This window comes from Sphingobacterium sp. UBA7855 (assembly GCA_002500745.1).
GTDB lineage: Bacteria > Bacteroidota > Bacteroidia > Sphingobacteriales > Sphingobacteriaceae > Sphingobacterium.
The window spans coordinates 453,023-470,178 of sequence record DLST01000018.1 but is presented as its reverse complement, the minus strand read 5'-3'; the positions used below and the strand labels follow the sequence as shown (position 1 = coordinate 470,178).

Genomic DNA, 17,156 nt, shown 5'->3' with positions numbered 1-17,156 from the left:
AAACTATGTCACCAGTAATATTATTATCTTTTATAATAATCTATTTTGCGGTTTTGCTCGCAGTTGCGCACTTTACCTCAAAGGGAGCTTCTGATAACTCTACTTTTTTTGTCGCAAACCGTAATTCTAAATGGTATATGGTTGCCTTTGGGATGATCGGTACCGCGCTCTCCGGCGTAACCTTTATTTCAGTTCCCGGTGCCGTCGGTGCTTCGGAATTCAGCTATTTCCAATTCGTTCTTGGCAATGCAGTGGGGTTTGTCATTATTGCCTATGTATTGCTTCCGCTCTACTATCGAATGAATCTGACGTCTATCTATACGTATTTGGAAGAGCGTTTTGGGTACACCACTTATAAAACAGGTGCTGCTATCTTTTTGGTTTCCCGAACGATAGGTTCTGCATTTCGTCTTTATTTGGTCGCCATCGTATTACAGCATTTTATTTTTGATGCCTGGAATGTGCCTTTCGCGATTACGGTCGTTATATGTTTGGTGTTAATCTGGATGTATACCAATAAGGGCGGTTTAAAGACGATTATCGTAACAGATACCCTACAGACTACCTTCTTAGTGACTGCTGTTATTCTTTCCATTTATTTTATGGCAAAAGGATTAGATTTTGGTATTGTAGACACTTTTGAGGCCGTGAAAGAAAGTAGCTACTCCAAAATCTTTTTCTGGGATGATTTTGTGGGCAGTAAAGCAAATTTTTGGAAACAATTCTTGGGAGGAATTTTTGTGACCATTGCGATGACAGGGCTCGATCAGGATTTGATGCAAAAGAACTTATCGATGGGGACCATTAAAGAGGCGCAAAAGAATATGATCACTTTTACAAGCGTTTTTGTGGTCATTAATATTTTCTTTTTGGCTGTAGGTGCTTTATTGTATATCTATGCGGCTAAAAACGGTATTGATGTCACCCAGTTGGCCACGCGTGATTATTTGTATCCAGAAATTGCATTGAATCATTTGGCTCTCGTTCCTGCTATCATCTTTATGATGGGGTTAACGGCTGCTACTTTTGCAACGACGGATAGTGCGCTAACGGCCTTAACGACTTCTTTCTGTGTAGACTTTTTGAACTTCAATAAAAAGGAAAACCCCAATGATCCAGCTTTGATCAAACAGCGTAACTATGTGCATTTTGGCTTTTCTATTGTGATGTTATTGGTTATTCTGGTCTTTAAGCTCATCAATGATGATTCGGTCGTCAATGCAATTTTTACCGCGGCGAGCTATACGTATGGACCTTTATTGGGTTTATTTGTTTTTGGGATTTTTACAAAATATGCGGTGCGGGATAAGGCGGTACCTTACATCTGTATCCTTTCGCCAACAGTATTATTTCTGCTTAAGACCTATGTTATCGAGGTGTATACGCCTTATGTTATCGGATTGGATCTGATTATCATTAATGGCTTCATCACATTTGTGATGCTTTTGATCAGTACGCCGGGTAAAGCTAGCGAAAAAGCATTGTCCCACAACTAACACATTTTGGCTATAAAAAGTTTCTCCATTGGTGAGAAGATGTAAATACAAGTATTGATTTGATTTGTACGTACAGAAAAATTAAGTTAAGTTTGATATACTTAGTTTTTCTGTACGTATGTATCATAGCATAAATGAGACTACGGAATTTATCCGTAGAAAAATTGGAGATTTTACTCCAGAGTTCGGTATCATCCTAGGTACTGGATTAGGTAAGTTGGTTGATGAGATTGAAGTCGAGTATCAGCTGATGTATTCCAATATTCCTAATTTCCCTATTTCAACTGTTGAATTTCATTCTGGTAAGCTTATTTTTGGCAAGCTGAGTGGCCGTAATGTGGTCGCCATGCAAGGGAGGCTGCATTACTATGAAGGTTACGATATGCAGCAGATTACATTTCCGATCCGTATCATGAAGGTGTTGGGGATAAAAAAATTGTTTGTTTCCAATGCTGCCGGTTCGCTAAATCCTGAAGTAAAAAAAGGTGACCTTGGCATTATTGAAGATCACATCAATTTATTGCCCGACAACCCACTTCGCGGACAAAATCTGGCTGAGTTTGGCCCACGATTCCCGGATATGAGTGAGCCGTATAACCAAGAAATGATCGCACAGGCACTTGAAATTGCGAGCCAGCATATGATTACTGCACGTAAAGTTGTTTATGTTTCTTCTGCGGGTCCCAATTTGGAAACCAAAGCGGAGTATCGCTATATGCGTTTGATCGGTGGGGATGTGGTCGGTATGAGTACGGTTCCGGAAGTTATTGTTGCCAATCATATGGGGCTGCCGGTATTTGCCATTTCAGTTGTTACGGATGAAGGCTTTCATGAACAGCTTAAACCTGTATCCCTGCAGGAAATTGTTGCAGTTGCGGAGAAAGCAGAACCTAAAATGACATTAATTTTGAAAGAATTAATAGCTTTGCAATAAATTGCATTTTTATATGTCATCTTTTCAAGGTAACGGTGTTGGAATGGTGGGTATTGAAGGTAATTTGTTCATTCCGGTGAATTTAGCTTTTTTGGTTTTTATATAATTTTAGATGAAGTTGTTTGTACGCATTCTTGCCGCATGGTGTTTTTTATTTATTTATTCCATGGATGTCATTGCGCAGAGCAAAGAGGATTGGAGCAGTGCATTGGATTCGGCGCGGGCCAAGGAGGACGGAAAGAAGGATTCTGTTATCCTATCGGCCAAGTATATCCGATATGCAACATTGGATATGCTAAAAAAAGGTACCTATACACGACAGATTGACACTTCACATCATAATTACCAATATTATAACCCGCAAAATTTACCCTGGAATCCCAGTGTGAACCTTGGTTCTTATGGTCTGGCTACGCGCGACCTGCTGTTTCAGCCTAAAAAAACCATTGGATTTCAGTCGGGTTTTACCGCATTGGAGCGCTATTTGCTAAATCCTGATTCGGTTCAATATTTTAGGGCTCGGGCCAGATACTCTGAGTTGTCGGCGGTGGGTTTCTTCTTTAATGATCAGGTCTTTAGGGCTCGGGTAGCGCAAAATATCAATTCCCAATGGAATATGAATGTGGATTTCCATTCAACTAAAACGGATGGTTATTACCTGAATCAGAATTACTCCGATTTAAAGGCTTCGATTGCCTCGTGGTACGAATCAAAAAATAATCGGTATAACCTGTTGATCAATGCGGTGTTTAACCGGTTGGATGCCATGGAAAACGGTTCTATTACCGAAGATCGCCCGTTTGCACCTGAAAACAGACAGGCTCCAAATCGTTTTAACCCTAAATTTGGCAATTCTGACAAGAATGTGATTCCTCGATCCAGATGGTGGGATAAATCATTTTTTCTGAGACAGTCGCTTTATGTGGGGCGATTGGATACCATCGATAAAGGTAAGCCCACCATGGAGATTCGGCCTACCAATAGCATGGCGCACAATACGCGTATTAGAAGACAAACCTATAATTTCTTCAAGAATACGGATGATCAGTATGCAGTGTTGCCTTATAACAACAGAGCATTGGCGTTAAATAATGATAAGACCCTGATTACGAATGTTTCGAATGAGTTTGAATACAACTTTTTCCTCCGCGGGAAGTCCGTATTTAAGAATGAGGCAAAATTAAACCTGGCGTTTCAACACGATATGAACTGGGTGGAGCAAAACCAGCTCGATTCCAATCGCTATTATAACAACCGCGCGGCTTATCCGCAGGCAATTAATAAATTGCCGGATAGCACCACGTTTGATCGCTTTTACCAAAATGGCATCGTAAAGGGCGAATTGGGCTATCAGTTTTCCGACCGTCTTGATTTTAGTTTGAAAGCCAATCAGATCGTATTCGGTCACAATTTTGGTGATTTTCTATATGATGCCAAAGCGGATATCGCGATGGGCGATAAAATCGGAAAGGTGACGCTTTCTGCGTATTCACAGAATAAATCCCCTGAGATGGTTTTTGAGAATTTAAATTATACGTATGCAAAATGGAATGATTTGGATCTTAAAAATACTAAAATTCAGAATCTCGGTTTTCAATATGCTAATCCGATGCTTGGTTTTCATGGTAAGGTCGAATATTTCCTGATGAATAATTATACGTATTTCGCAGAGCGGCCAAATCCGCAGGACGATCCTAAAAATGACAAATGGATTGTTCCGACCCAATTGGATAAGGCCAATTTATTGAAGGTAACGGTCGGACAAAAATTTAAATTGAACCATTTTACTTTAGACAACCTGGTTGTCTATCAAAAGACAGATCAACAAGACGTATTGGCGGTTCCCGAATTGTATACTTGGCATAGTTTGTACTACAGCAATCTTTTCTATAAAGTGATTGATTACAGTATTGGGTTGGATGCGAAGTTTAATACACCTTATGCAAATCCAAATTATTCGGTTGGTACTGGGCAATTTTACAATGCATATAAGCAAATCGAGTTTTCGACTTATCCAATTATGGATTTGTGGATTACAGCAAACATACAACGGGTAAACATGTTTTTGAGCTATAATTTTTTAAACCAGAACTTCTATCCACACGGATACTACACGGTGCGCCGCTATCCGATGAATACCGCCAACTTTAGGTTTGGAATTTCGTGGAAGTTCTATGACTAAAAATTATTTCGGTGTTTCTTAGCTTGTTGTGATCGTTAAGGCATAAATTCTTATAAAATAATTTTGAGAATAGAATTTTTAAGCTATATTTGCACACGCAATTAGGGAACGGCGTTCTTTAAAAAAGTATGGAGGCTTAGCTCAGCTGGTTCAGAGCATCTGCCTTACAAGCAGAGGGTCACAGGTTCGAATCCTGTAGCCTCCACCATACAAAGTCGGAGAATTAGCTCAGCTGGTTCAGAGCATCTGCCTTACAAGCAGAGGGTCACTGGTTCGAATCCAGTATTCTCCACCAATCCAAAACGGAGGCTTAGCTCAGCTGGTTCAGAGCATCTGCCTTACAAGCAGAGGGTCACAGGTTCGAATCCTGTAGCCTCCACAAAGCATCATTGACTGGTGCTTTTTTTTCGTTAGGGGGTTTAGCTCAGCTGGTTTAGAGCACTACCTCGACAAGGTAGGGGTCACTGGTTCGAACCCAGTAATCCCCACAATAAAAAAGCGTTCATCATGAACGCTTTTTTTTATGCATTGAATTGCTTATAAAGTTTCGAAATTCTCTTTAAGGTAGTTAGTCTACTTAGGGAATCTCCTGTGGTTATTTTATTTTTAGGTCTTCTTTTTACCTAGCTTAATGCCGTAGCCTGTCGTCCATTCAATAAAGTCTGCTTTACCTCCGTGGGCTTTAATAGAAACGCCAGCAAAGAAATCTTTGTAGACTTTATAGCGTACACCTACTCTAAGGTATATGGGCATGCTCTCGCCATTGAATTTGTTGCGATGCAGGTAGGTCCCCACATTTCCGTTGATGTACAATCTCGAATTTAGGACATGATCTATGTAGACCGCTGGCCCGTAAGAAAATAAGGCTGAAAATTTGCCGGCTTTGTCGCCCGCCACTCTTTCATCATTCCCGCTGGCTGAATAGAATGCATCAACTCCAGCGCCGAGCCGCCATTTGTAGCCCAAATGTCTGCTATAGTATGCTCCCAACATCGATTTAAAATATTGGCTATCATGCTCCCGGTCGATCTGCTTGAAACCAAAAGCATAATTGAAGTGCAGTTCTTCGGTTTTCTCCATCGGGGGAATACGCGTTTTTCTATAATCAAATGGCTTGTCTGTTGGTGTATACGAAACGGATAAGCTCAAAGGGACGAGATTTATCCCTGTATTGGGTAATGCCAGTGCTCCATTGCTAAAGTGGTGAAATGCCGCGCCAGCACCGACCTGAAAATGTTTGTTTAACCGATAGTTGGCCTGGATTCCGAAATCAATAAAAACGTTGTTTTTGCTGCCGATAAGGAGGTTGAAAGGGTTGTCTTCTTCGTTATAGGGGTTGAATCTGCCGGAGAGACCGAGGGCAATCCGATAATTGAAATTCCATCTCGAATTTACTTTTGGTCGAATGGGAATAGCCACAAAGCCGTATGCTGCAAAAGGTTGGCCCAGATGTTCCTGTCCAAAGGTGCTGCTATAGATACCAATACCGTAGATCGGATAGTTGTACAGTTCATTGTAAATGCTTTTTATCGAATCTTGAAACTGGGTCTGAAAGCCTACTCTGAAATTTAAGCCGTTATAGTAGGAGTCGGCTAGTGTTTCTTTGGAACGTTCATTAAATTTAAGTTCGCCACCACTTTCATGTTCAAGTTGAAATATCAGTCTTTTCTTGGCTGGGATAAGGCTTTGTAAAGTGTCTGTTGAATTTTCTGTTCGGGGTGTAACCTGGGCTATGGTACGAAAGGAGAGCAGGGCCAAGGTCACAAAAGCAAGCATTCTTGATTTCATGAAATAAAACGTTAGCGTTTTTTTAATTTTTTGCAAAAGTAAGCATGATATATCATTGTAACAAGAGCCATTTATACCGTTGGGGAACAAATGGGTTAAAAAATACCATTTTTAAGCAAGGTATCTTACGTGAGCAGTAAGCATTATCGGCTCGCTTAACTTTCACAGTATCAAAATGGTAAATAATCTTCTGTTATATGTTTCATCGTATTGCATATAAAAAGCAATTTATCTAAGTTTGAGCTGAAAAGAAAAAGGAAATATGATTAGAAACCTATTTAGAATAACTGCTGTTACGTTTGTGCTAACAACAGCAGGGGTTGCCTTGTTTGCCCAAAGTGCAAAATTCGATTGGAAAGAAGCATCTGAAGGGGGATACACCTACAAGTACGTAACCAATGACCCCACTCACTCTCGGTTCTATAAGTTAAAAAATGGCTTAACGGTGATATTGAGCCCCACAAAAAAGGAACCGCGTATCCAAACCTACATTGCGACAAAGGCAGGTAGTAAAACCGATCCGAAAGAGCATACGGGTTTAGCGCATTACCTGGAGCATATGCTATTCAAGGGAACGGATAAATTTGGATCTAAAGACTGGGCTAAGGAAAAACCGCTATTGGATCAGATCGATGCGCTGTATGAGAAATACAATAGCACGACCGACGAAGCTGAGCGGAAAGCGATTTATAGGGAGATCGATAAAGTATCTGGAGAAGCTGCCAAATATGCGATAGCAAATGAGTACGATAAATTGATGGCGTCCATGGGAGCAGAAGGAACGAATGCTTTCACTTCATTTGAACAGACTGTTTATCAGGAACAAATCCCTAGCAATGTATTGGATAAGTATCTCGCTGTACAAGCTGAACGGTTTAGAAATCCCGTATTGCGCTTGTTTCATACCGAACTTGAAGCTGTTTATGAAGAGAAAAATATAAGTCTGGATAAAGATAATCGTAAGGCCGTGGAATCGATGTTTTCGGCTGTTTTTCCTGATAATAATTATGGAAAACAGACCACTATTGGGACGGTAGAGCATCTTAAAAATCCGTCGTTGAAGGCCATTCGTGAGTATTTTGATACATATTATGTCCCTAATAATATGGGGGTCATTATGTCGGGTGATTTTGATCCCACTGAGGTCGTTAAAAAAGTGGATAAGAGCTTTGCTTTTATGCAGCCCAAAGAGATTCCTGCTTACACTTTTGATGCTGAAAAGCCGATTTTGACACCTGTTGTCCGTGAGGTCAAAGGTCCGGATGCAGAGTTTATGCTGATGGGATTCCGTTTTCCAGGTGCTGCAACGAAGGATGCCCGCATGCTCAATTTGATGAGTCAGATCTTAACGAACGGATCTGCGGGTCTGATTGATCTGGATTTGGTGAAGAACCAAAAATTGTTAGGTGCCGGTGCTTTTCCTTACGTATTAAAAGATTATTCCTTGCTGCTACTACAGGGTAATCCAGGTCAGGGACAGCGCTTGGAAGAGGTAAAGCAGTTGCTGTTGCAAGAATTGGCGAAATTGAGAAAAGGTGATTTCTCGGATGATCTGATAACGGCAATTGTCAATAATGCAAAGAAAGATGAAATTAAACAGAACGAAAGCTATGGCGACCGTGCTGAATCATTGATGGATGCCTTTACTTCTGGTCAAGATTGGGCAGCTGTTGTGGGGTATTCGGATGAGTTGAATAAGATTACCAAGCAAGATGTGGTGGACTTTGCAAACAAATACCTGAACGACAATAATTATGTTGTCGTTTATAAACGTAAGGGAGTGGACAATAGTGTGGTTAAGGTTGTTAAACCAGAGATTACGCCTGTAACGGTCAATCGCGACGACCAGTCTGATTTCTTAAAGCGGGTTGAAGCGATGCCCGAGGATAAAATCCAGCCGGTATGGGTAAATTACGACAAAGCTATTCAAAAAGCTACTGCAAATGGACTGCCCGTGCTTGCCGTAAAGAACTCAGATAATGAGCTGTTTTCACTGTCTTATCGTTTTGACGGCGGAAAATGGAGCAATAAGTTACTGTCTTTAGCTGCGGGGTATCTTGAATTTTTGGGTACAAAGGATAAGTCAAGTGAGCAGTTCAGCAAAGATTTTTATCAATTGGCATCTGATTTCTCTGTATCCGCAGGTAATGAGGAAACCATGGTGTCGATTTCGGGCTTAAATTCAAACTTTACACCAACACTGAACTTGATTCAAGACTTGTTGCGCAATTGTATTGTTGATGAGGAGGCTTTCAAAATGTATATTTCCCGTGTAAAAAAGGCACGAGCAAATGCCAAAGAAAGCAAGACTGCAATCATGGAAGGTTTAAAATCCTATGCTAAATACGGCGCTAAAAATCCATTTAATAATGTCTTTACAGATGCTGAATTGGACGCTTTAAAAGCGGAGGATCTGGTAAAGGTATTGCATGATTTGGCGAATATGAAGCACACGATGCTTTATTTTGGTCCATTATCGGCTACGGAATTTGTAGCGAAAGCGAAGCCTTTAAAACAAAGTGCCGGAACATACACAGTGGCAAAAAAGGCAGTTGTGTTTGAAGAGTTGCCAACAACCAAGAATCAGGTGCTTTTTGCTGATTTTGATATGAAACAGGCTGAGGTGTTTTGGTATAGAAGTTCAGAAATTTACGACAGTGCCCTGACGCCTACTGTTTCGTTGTTTAATAATTATTTTGGCGGCGGCATGGGAAGTATTGTTTTTCAGACTATCCGTGAGTCAAAAGCGTTGGCATATTCCACCTACGCTTATTATGGACAACCGTATAAAAAAGGCAATCGCTATACGGTAGGGGCTTACGTTGGCACACAGGCAGATAAGTTTAACGATGCGATTAAAGGCATGAACGAGTTGTTGGATGTATTGCCTGAAAGTGCTAAAGGACTGGATATCGCGAAAGTTAGTCTAGAAAAGTCAATTGCCAGTGAGCGTGTGTTGAATGCTTCTATCTTAGGGAGTTATTTGGCAGCACAACGTCTGGGGAATGCAACCGATATTCGTAAAGTTGTTTACGAAGAGGCACCGAAATTGACGTATGAAAATCTGCATGCTTTTCATAAGAAGGAAATGAGCCAAAAGCCCTATGTTTATTGTGTCGTAGCGAAAGAAGACAGTCTTAAACCAGCTGATCTCGCCAAATTAGGGGAAGTTAAAAAGCTAAATCTAAAAGAGATTTTTGGGTATTAGCTTAGCCGCTATTCGCATAGTGCCTATACATTTGAGAGAGGCCTTCAGTATCACTGAAGGCCTCTTTTTTGGTAGCCGTTATTAAAATCGGATCATTTCATCAATCTGCTCATTGATGAATTGCAGTGTATCTTCCTTGAATAATTCTCCGTCATCATTCAATTCGTTCTGAACCCCGGGGATAAAAATCTTGAGGGGAAGCACATGCATTCTTAAATAGTGGCATATCCCAGTGAGGTGATCGATCCCACGAAGGTTGCCATAGCGTCCAGAAGATAGTCCGACCAATGCAACTTTCTTGTGATAAAAGCTGATCGGAAATGTGCAGCAGTCGATAAAAAGCTTGAGTGCTCCGGGTATACTTCCGTTGTATTCTGGGGCGATGAAGATAAACAGTTCAGCTTTACTGACCTTTTCTTGGATAGGTTCGAATGCTGCGCTTCTTTTGCCATAAAGATCTGTCTCTAAAATGTTTGCTGGTAGATCTTCCAAAGAAAAAATGTCACTTTCAATTGACTTACGATCAAGTATTTGCTTGTAGCACTTTGCTATTTTTAACGTCTTGCTATTGGGGCGGTTTGTTCCGGATATTATTAAAATCATTGTGTTGTTGGTACTTATAAAAAGCGCAATTTCAAAGTGAATACATATCTCGATTTTTTGTATCTTAGCATCCTGAGGATATGTGCTTTTGCTTCGTCAAAAGTACGAAATATGCTGAACTTGTTCTGTTAATTTGAGTTGCGGATAGAGATTTTGGCAAATTGATCTTCAAAAAAGTGAAATGTGGGATAAAATGACATTTTAATTAAGAAAGATTTTCATTCAGATGGGAAAAGTAATTGCAATTGCAAATCAAAAGGGTGGGGTCGGAAAAACCACGACGTCAATTAATTTGGCGGCAAGTTTGGCGGTTTTAGAATATAAAACATTGTTAGTGGATGCAGATCCTCAAGCAAACTCTACTTCTGGGATTGGCTTTGACCCTCGTACAATCACCGCAAGTGTATATGAATGTTTGGTAAATGATTTGGATCCCCGTGAGGCTATCCAATCGACAGAAACGCCAAATTTAGACCTTTTGCCTGCTCATATCGATTTGGTTGGGGCAGAAATTGAGATGATCAATATGCATGAAAGGGAGTACAAGATGAAAAAAATCTTGGATCAGGTGAAACACGATTATGATTTTATTATCATTGACTGTTCGCCTTCTTTGGGCTTAATTACAATCAATGCACTGTCTGCTTCGGACTCTGTCATCATTCCTGTGCAATGCGAATACTTTGCTTTAGAGGGTCTTGGTAAATTATTAAACACGATTAAGATCGTTCAAAATCGTTTAAATACGAGCTTGGAGATTGAAGGCATTTTGTTAACCATGTACGATGTCCGTTTGCGGCTATCGAATCAGGTGGTCGAGGAAGTAAAAACACATTTCACGGATTTGGTTTTTGATACGATTATTCAGCGGAATACCCGTTTGAGCGAAGCTCCAAGTTTTGGAATTTCTGTCATCATGCATGATGCGTCATGTAAAGGGGCAATCAATTATTTGAATTTGGCGCGTGAGATCTTACAGAAAAACGGGCATCTTAGTGAAATGAATAAAACAGTAACCGCATAATATGGCAGCACATCAGCGTAAAACAGGACTGGGAAGAGGTTTAGGTGCGCTATTAAACGATAGTGTAGAAGTTCCTGCTAAAAGTAATCAGCAAGTGGAAGAGGCTCCTCAAGTAACACCCACTGCTGTAAAGACAACGAAAGAGAATGGCAGTATTAGCCATGTCCGTGTAGAGGAAATAGCTGTCAATCCTTTTCAACCGAGAACAGAATTTGACCCGGTTGCCTTACAGGAACTGTCGGAATCTATTCGTCTACAGGGTTTAATTCAACCCATCACCGTACGTAAAATTTCGGATGGTAATTATCAATTGATTTCTGGCGAGCGTCGTCTCCGTGCGTCTCGTTTGGCTGGCATTACCGAAATTCCAGCATATATCCGTACAGCTAATGACCAGCAGATGCTGGAAATGGCTTTGATTGAAAATATCCAGCGGGAGAACTTAAATGCGATTGAAGTCGCCTTGAGTTTTCAGCGTATGATAGAGGAGTGTAATTTAAAGCAGGAAGAGCTGGGAGAGCGTGTGAGCAAAAACCGTTCTACTGTTACAAATTATCTACGTTTATTGAAACTTCCGCCTGTCATTCAAGCGGCAATACGGGATGGTGCTTTGACCATGGGACATGCTCGCGCATTGATTAATATTCCTGAAGTTGATAAGCAGCTGTATATCTTTAAGTTGATTATTGATCAAGGTTTGTCTGTTCGCAAAGCCGAAGAACTGGTACGTGAACTACAAAAAGGTGGTAAGAAAAAGGCGGCAAAGGATAAGGCTCCGATGTCTTTTCAACTGCAGAAAATTGAAGATGACCTGGCATCTAAATTTTCTTCGCGTGTCAAATTGAATCTCAAGAGTACCAAAGGGAAAGGTGCCATCGAAATTCCTTTTGAATCAGAAGATGATTTAAGTCGCATTCTAGAATTATTAGATTGGTAATATGGCCAAATTAATAAGCTTGATCGTTGCCGTGTTTGTGCTGTCGATAGTGCATGGTCAGACGGTGGATTCCATTGCGAAGAAACAGGTAACACCTGTAAAAATAGATAGCATAAAGCAAAAAGCGGTACAGGATACTGTAAAGAAGGAATCTAGGAAAGAACGTAAAAAGCGGGAGAAAGAGGAAGCTAAGGCAAAGGAGAAGGTGGTGTTCAAAGATTCGACCCGCTTGGCGATTGAAGCAAAAAATAAGCAAGCCTGGAAACGTTCTTTGATTCTTCCTGGATGGGGGCAATATACAAATGGAGGCGTTTGGTGGATAAAGGTCCCTGCAATTTATGGGGGGCTATTGACAACGGTGCTTGTTTTTGATTTTAATAACCGCTATTATAAAGAATTGTTGGGGGTGTTGCAAGATAAGGCTCTTGGAAGGCCAATAGACCCATATTATCTCAACGTTTCCGAGCAGTCTATCATTCGTGCAAAAGATAATGCGCGGCGAGATCGCGATCTCATGGTGCTTCTTACTTTGGGTGTGTATGGCCTTAACGTTGCCGAAGCCTATATCGACTCGATGCTTAAATATCGTTGGAGCATTGGTGATGATAAGCCTAAAAAGACTGCTTTCTTAATTGGACCGACTCTAATGGATGCCAGTCTCGCGTCGGGAACTTATTCGTTTAAACCCACTGTTGGACTTAAATTGACCATGAAATTCAATTAAAATCTGATTTCTTCGACCTCATATTTCGATCTAAAATGACTGTTGATGACGGATGGTATACTTTGAATTTCAGTAATATTAGTTTTACAGGGTCTCTAAGATCAGGGATTATGGTTTTTAAATAGGGGTATTTCATTGAAATTTTTTAATTTTAAAAATAAACTATACTTTTTTCTGAATATATGAACATCATTCTCTTGGGATATGGCAAAATGGGGCAGATTATCGAAAGATACGCACTGAAAAGAGGCCATCAAATTTTTTTAGTTGTGGATGAACATAATCGTCCTAACCTGACTGCTGATGACATGAGAGGAGCTGATGTCGCGATAGACTTTAGTGTGCCTTCTGCAGCATTGGATAATATGAATCTTTGTCTGGAAGCAGGAGTACCTATTGTGGTAGGGACAACGGGCTGGTATGATCAATTGGAAGATGTTAAGGCGAAGTGTCTGGCGTTTGGAGGTTCGATTTTGTATGGGTCTAACTTTTCTATCGGTGTGAACGTTTTTTTTCATATCAATCGCATGTTGGCAAAGGCATTACAACCCTACAAGCAATATGATGTTCAAGTCGAGGAGATTCACCATATTCACAAACTGGATGCGCCGAGCGGTACGGCAATTACCATTGCTGAAGGGATATTGGACAATAGTGATGTGAAGACCAACTGGGTGAATACTGTTGTTGGCGAGCAAGATGAAATTATTCCAAAGCCCCAAGAGCTATTGATTGAAAGTCATCGCATTGAAGAGGTTCCGGGAACACATACGGTACTTTATAGTTCGGAGGTTGACCAGATAGAATTTAAGCATACTGCACATAGCCGCGATGGCTTTGCTTTGGGTGCTGTTGTTGCCGCGGAATGGTTGAATGGTAAAAAAGGCTTTTATCAAGTTACAGAGATTTTTGATTTTAATAAATAGTACTAATTAGTAGTTTATGGGCTTAATTATATTTGCGGTTTTAACAGCAATATCGGGATATGGGTTGTGGCAATTGTATGTTAAAGCTGGCAGAAAAGGCTGGGAAGCGATCGTTCCTTTTTACAGCCAGTATATTCAGGCAAAATTGATGGGGAAACCGCTATGGTGGGTAATATTATTGCTTGTTCCAATTGTCAATGTCTTTATTTTCTATAATCTTTATCTTGATTTTATTCATTGTTTTGGGAAGCGTCGTTTTTGGGAAAATGCGGCTGCAGTTTTAGTGCCTTTTATTGTGCTGCCCATGTGGGCAAAGGATAATAATGTGCGTTTTTTGAATGGTTTATATGCAAAAAATTTAAAGGCAGCTACGCAGGAAGGTATTGAACTGACCGAGGAGAAACGTGCCGAAATAGCCCTTGAATCGTATAAAGAGTATAAAATTAAATATCCATACAAAAAGTCCATGGTACGCGAATGGGCTGACGCTATTGTATTTGCCACTGTCGCAGCATCGCTTATTCGTGGTTTTCTGATCGAAGCTTATATGATTCCAACAGGATCTATGGAACGTACCTTGTTGGTTGGCGATTTCCTATTTGTCAGCAAGTTAAATTATGGGCCACGTATTCCTAATACGCCGATTGCTTTTCCTTTTGCGCATCATACCATGCCCATTACAGGAGGGAAAGCATATTCAGAATTGATTGAACTTCCTTATAAACGTCTGCCTGGATTTCAGAAGATTGAGCGCAATGATGTGGTCGTCTTTAATTTTCCCGCTGGTGACACTGTCGCGCTCGAAAACCAAAATGCAAGTTATTATGATCTTGTTCGAGCGTATGGCTGGCAGACCGTGAATTCGCAGTTTACGATTCAGGCAAGGCCGATTGATAAGCGTGAGAACTATATTAAACGTTGTGTGGGATTGCCAGGGGATAAGATTTCCATGAAAGATGCCAAACTTTTTGTGAATGATCAACCGGGATTTGATCCTCCTGAAAGTCAATTGGATTATCTGGTATTAACGGATGGTACACCATTAGATATGGAAAGGCTAAAGGAGTTGAGAATTGAAGCAATAGGTGGCGATCAGCAGCCTGGTGTATATCAGTTGTTCATGACTCAAGATGAGCTGGCCATTGTGAAATCCTGGTCGAATGTCAAAGAGATAAGAAGGAGCCCAGTTGGTGAAGGTGCTTATCCGTACGATCCACAATACAAATGGAATTTTGATAATTTTGGACCGATTTTAATTCCGAAAAAAGGTTGGTCAGTTGCTTTAAATGAGCAGACTTTACCAATTTATGAAAGAGCTATCCGCGTGTATGAGAACAATAAACTTGAAAAGCGCGCGGATGGAATCTATATCAATGATGTCAAAGCAGATCACTATACATTTAAAATGGATTACTTTTGGATGATGGGTGACAATCGCCATAATTCCCTTGATTCAAGAGGTTGGGGATTTGTTCCCGAGGACCATATTGTTGGAAAGGCTTTATTTACCTGGATGAGCTGGGACGATATTGGCACAGGACTCTCGAAAATTCGTTGGAATCGAATCTTTAAGGGCATTCATTAATCGGAGCAAATCAACATGCTAGCCTTATGATATGAAGGTAATAAAAAGGGCTTTCTTAACGAAAGCCCTTTTTTCTGAAATAACTTGTGCTTACTAATTATAGGTTTCTGTCTTTGCCGAAAGTTGTACTACTTCAAACAGGTGAGGTAACGTTTGATCGTTTCCTCTAATCCTAAATACAGCGCATCAGAGATAAGTGCATGGCCTATGCTTACTTCCAACAGTTCCGGAATATGCTGATTGAAATATTGCAGATTGTTGAGGTCCAGGTCATGGCCTGCATTCAGTCCTAATCCGACTTCACGTGCCTTTAAGGCTGCCTTGAAATAGGGCTTTATAGCAGTTTCTTTATCGAAACCATACTCCGTTGCAAACCCTTCTGTATAAAGCTCAATGCGATCTGTTCCTGTTTCTGCAGCAGCCTCTACCATTTCTTCGACAGGATCAACGAAAATAGAAACACGTATCCCTGCATCTTTAAACAATTTGCACATATCTTTTAGATATGCTTTGTTCTTAATGGTATCCCAGCCATGATTGGAGGTTAATTGACCTTCGGTATCAGGCACTAATGTAACCTGTGCTGGTTTATTGGCCAATACAAGGTCAATAAATTTCTGCTCCTGGCAATTTCCTTCAATATTCAGCTCAGTCTGAATTGCTTCTTTTAAGTCAAATACATCCTGATAGCGGATATGTCTCTCATCTGGTCTGGGGTGAACAGTGATTCCCTGAGCCCCAAAACGCTCACAGGCCAATGCCGCTGAGACTAGATTAGGATTATTCCCACCTCTAGAATTTCTGAGCGTTGCGATTTTATTGATATTTACTGAAAGTCTAGTCATTTTGCTGTATGTTGTGTTGTAAAAATACAAATAATATCTATTTTTTTTTAACTTGCATGTATGGATGGAATCGACTATAGCCTATTTAGCGGCTTTCGCCTCTTGGACGTTATTGATATTATATTGGTAGCGATTATTATCTACTACATTTATAGTTTGATTAGGGGAACCATTGCTGTTAATATCCTGATTGGCGTCGCATTGTTTTATGGCGTTTATATTGTCGTCAAGCAGATGCATATGCGGTTGTTGACAGAAATATTCGGCGGTTTTATATCGGTGGGTTCGATTGCGTTAATTGTCGTATTCCAGCAAGAAATCAGGCGGTTTTTGCTGCATGTTGGGAAGAATATATCGATGAAGCGAAAAAAGGTTTTTTGGTCGTTTATCGGGAATAAGAAGGCTATACAAAAGGATCTGACGGATGATTTAAGACCTGTTATTGAAGCCTGTAGAAGTATGTCGCGTACGCGCACCGGGGCGTTGTTGGTTTTTTCAAAATATTTTGATGAGGAGTATTACCAAAGTAGTGGTGAATATATCGATGCTCATATTTCCAAGCGCTTGATTGAAAGTATTTTTCATAAAAATAGTCCCTTGCATGATGGTGCGGTCGTTATTGTCGATTTTAAGATTATGACAGCATCGTGTGTATTGCCTTTGTCGGATAGTGAGGATCTGCCCTTGCAGTTTGGATTAAGACATCGGGCGGCAATTGGTGTAACGGAAGTCTCCGACGCTATTGCTGTGATTGTCTCGGAAGAGACTGGTGAGATATCTTTTGCGAAAGATGGAAATGTCAATATGAACGTTTCGCCGGAGGAACTTGAGCAGCTACTGAAAGATGAGTTGTAAAAAATGATTATTAAATACAATGCCCCAAAAAGTTAGCTGCTTTTTGGGG

The 17,156-nt window shown here is 40.5% G+C and carries 13 protein-coding genes and 4 tRNA genes; 14 read left to right on the top strand and 3 right to left on the bottom strand.

The window, feature by feature from the left end:
- Window positions 1–5: 5 nt before the first annotated feature.
- From B2107_RS18190 to B2107_RS18160, 7 genes are all read left to right on the top strand, one after another.
- The gene (locus B2107_RS18190) at window positions 6–1,496 is read left to right on the top strand and encodes a sodium:solute symporter (RefSeq protein ID WP_293957162.1); all 1,491 of its coding nucleotides are present in this window, start codon (window positions 6–8) and stop codon (window positions 1,494–1,496) included.
- Window positions 1,497–1,614: 118 nt separating this feature from the next.
- Window positions 1,615–2,430, top strand: a complete 816-nt coding sequence (locus B2107_RS18185; protein WP_293957161.1) for a purine-nucleoside phosphorylase — start codon at window positions 1,615–1,617, stop codon at window positions 2,428–2,430.
- A gap of 112 nt (window positions 2,431–2,542) precedes the next feature.
- Complete coding sequence (locus B2107_RS18180; RefSeq protein WP_293957160.1) at window positions 2,543–4,612, top strand: putative porin; 2,070 nt, start codon at window positions 2,543–2,545, stop codon at window positions 4,610–4,612.
- Between the two features lie 130 nt (window positions 4,613–4,742).
- Window positions 4,743–4,820 (top strand) — tRNA-Val (locus tag B2107_RS18175).
- A gap of 9 nt (window positions 4,821–4,829) precedes the next feature.
- Window positions 4,830–4,907, top strand: a tRNA-Val gene (locus tag B2107_RS18170).
- A gap of 9 nt (window positions 4,908–4,916) precedes the next feature.
- Window positions 4,917–4,991 (top strand) — tRNA-Val (locus B2107_RS18165).
- A gap of 34 nt (window positions 4,992–5,025) precedes the next feature.
- A tRNA-Val gene (locus B2107_RS18160) sits at window positions 5,026–5,100 on the top strand.
- 118 nt (window positions 5,101–5,218) lie between these two features.
- On the opposite strand, the gene B2107_RS18155 is transcribed toward B2107_RS18160, so the two are convergent.
- Window positions 5,219–6,400: an acyloxyacyl hydrolase gene (locus tag B2107_RS18155; protein WP_293957159.1), complete on the bottom strand. Its 1,182-nt coding sequence runs from the start codon at window positions 6,398–6,400 to the stop codon at window positions 5,219–5,221.
- A 262-nt stretch (window positions 6,401–6,662) separates the two neighbouring features.
- Between B2107_RS18155 and B2107_RS18150 the strand changes: the two genes are divergently transcribed.
- A complete protein-coding gene (locus B2107_RS18150; protein WP_293957158.1) occupies window positions 6,663–9,608 on the top strand; it encodes a M16 family metallopeptidase in 2,946 nt (981 codons plus the stop codon).
- Between the two features lie 81 nt (window positions 9,609–9,689).
- On the opposite strand, the gene B2107_RS18145 is transcribed toward B2107_RS18150, so the two are convergent.
- Window positions 9,690–10,211, bottom strand: coding sequence for an NADPH-dependent FMN reductase (locus B2107_RS18145; protein WP_293957157.1), 522 nt, complete (start codon window positions 10,209–10,211; stop codon window positions 9,690–9,692).
- Window positions 10,212–10,437: 226 nt separating this feature from the next.
- On the opposite strand from B2107_RS18145, the gene B2107_RS18140 reads away from it, so the two are divergent.
- The 5 genes from B2107_RS18140 (at window position 10,438) to lepB (ending at window position 15,407) form a co-directional block, all read left to right on the top strand.
- Complete coding sequence (locus B2107_RS18140) at window positions 10,438–11,235, top strand: ParA family protein (RefSeq protein ID WP_209578516.1); 798 nt, start codon at window positions 10,438–10,440, stop codon at window positions 11,233–11,235.
- Between the two features lies 1 nt (window position 11,236).
- Window positions 11,237–12,172, top strand: coding sequence for a ParB/RepB/Spo0J family partition protein (locus B2107_RS18135; RefSeq protein WP_293957156.1), 936 nt, complete (start codon window positions 11,237–11,239; stop codon window positions 12,170–12,172).
- 1 nt (window position 12,173) lies between these two features.
- Window positions 12,174–12,896 carry a DUF5683 domain-containing protein gene (locus B2107_RS18130; protein WP_293957155.1) on the top strand — a complete coding sequence of 241 codons (723 nt, stop codon included), beginning with the start codon at window positions 12,174–12,176 and terminating at the stop codon, window positions 12,894–12,896.
- A 182-nt stretch (window positions 12,897–13,078) separates the two neighbouring features.
- A complete protein-coding gene (gene dapB / locus B2107_RS18125; RefSeq protein WP_293957154.1) occupies window positions 13,079–13,822 on the top strand; it encodes a 4-hydroxy-tetrahydrodipicolinate reductase in 744 nt (247 codons plus the stop codon).
- A gap of 16 nt (window positions 13,823–13,838) precedes the next feature.
- Complete coding sequence (lepB, locus tag B2107_RS18120; protein WP_293957153.1) at window positions 13,839–15,407, top strand: signal peptidase I; 1,569 nt, start codon at window positions 13,839–13,841, stop codon at window positions 15,405–15,407.
- A 128-nt stretch (window positions 15,408–15,535) separates the two neighbouring features.
- On the opposite strand, the gene B2107_RS18115 is transcribed toward lepB, so the two are convergent.
- Window positions 15,536–16,252 (bottom strand): pyridoxine 5'-phosphate synthase, encoded by a 717-nt coding sequence (locus B2107_RS18115; RefSeq protein WP_293957151.1) that lies wholly within the window; start codon window positions 16,250–16,252, stop codon window positions 15,536–15,538.
- A gap of 60 nt (window positions 16,253–16,312) precedes the next feature.
- Between B2107_RS18115 and cdaA the strand changes: the two genes are divergently transcribed.
- Window positions 16,313–17,107, top strand: a complete 795-nt coding sequence (cdaA, locus tag B2107_RS18110; protein ID WP_209578522.1) for a diadenylate cyclase CdaA — start codon at window positions 16,313–16,315, stop codon at window positions 17,105–17,107.
- The last annotated feature ends 49 nt before the right edge of the window (window positions 17,108–17,156 follow it).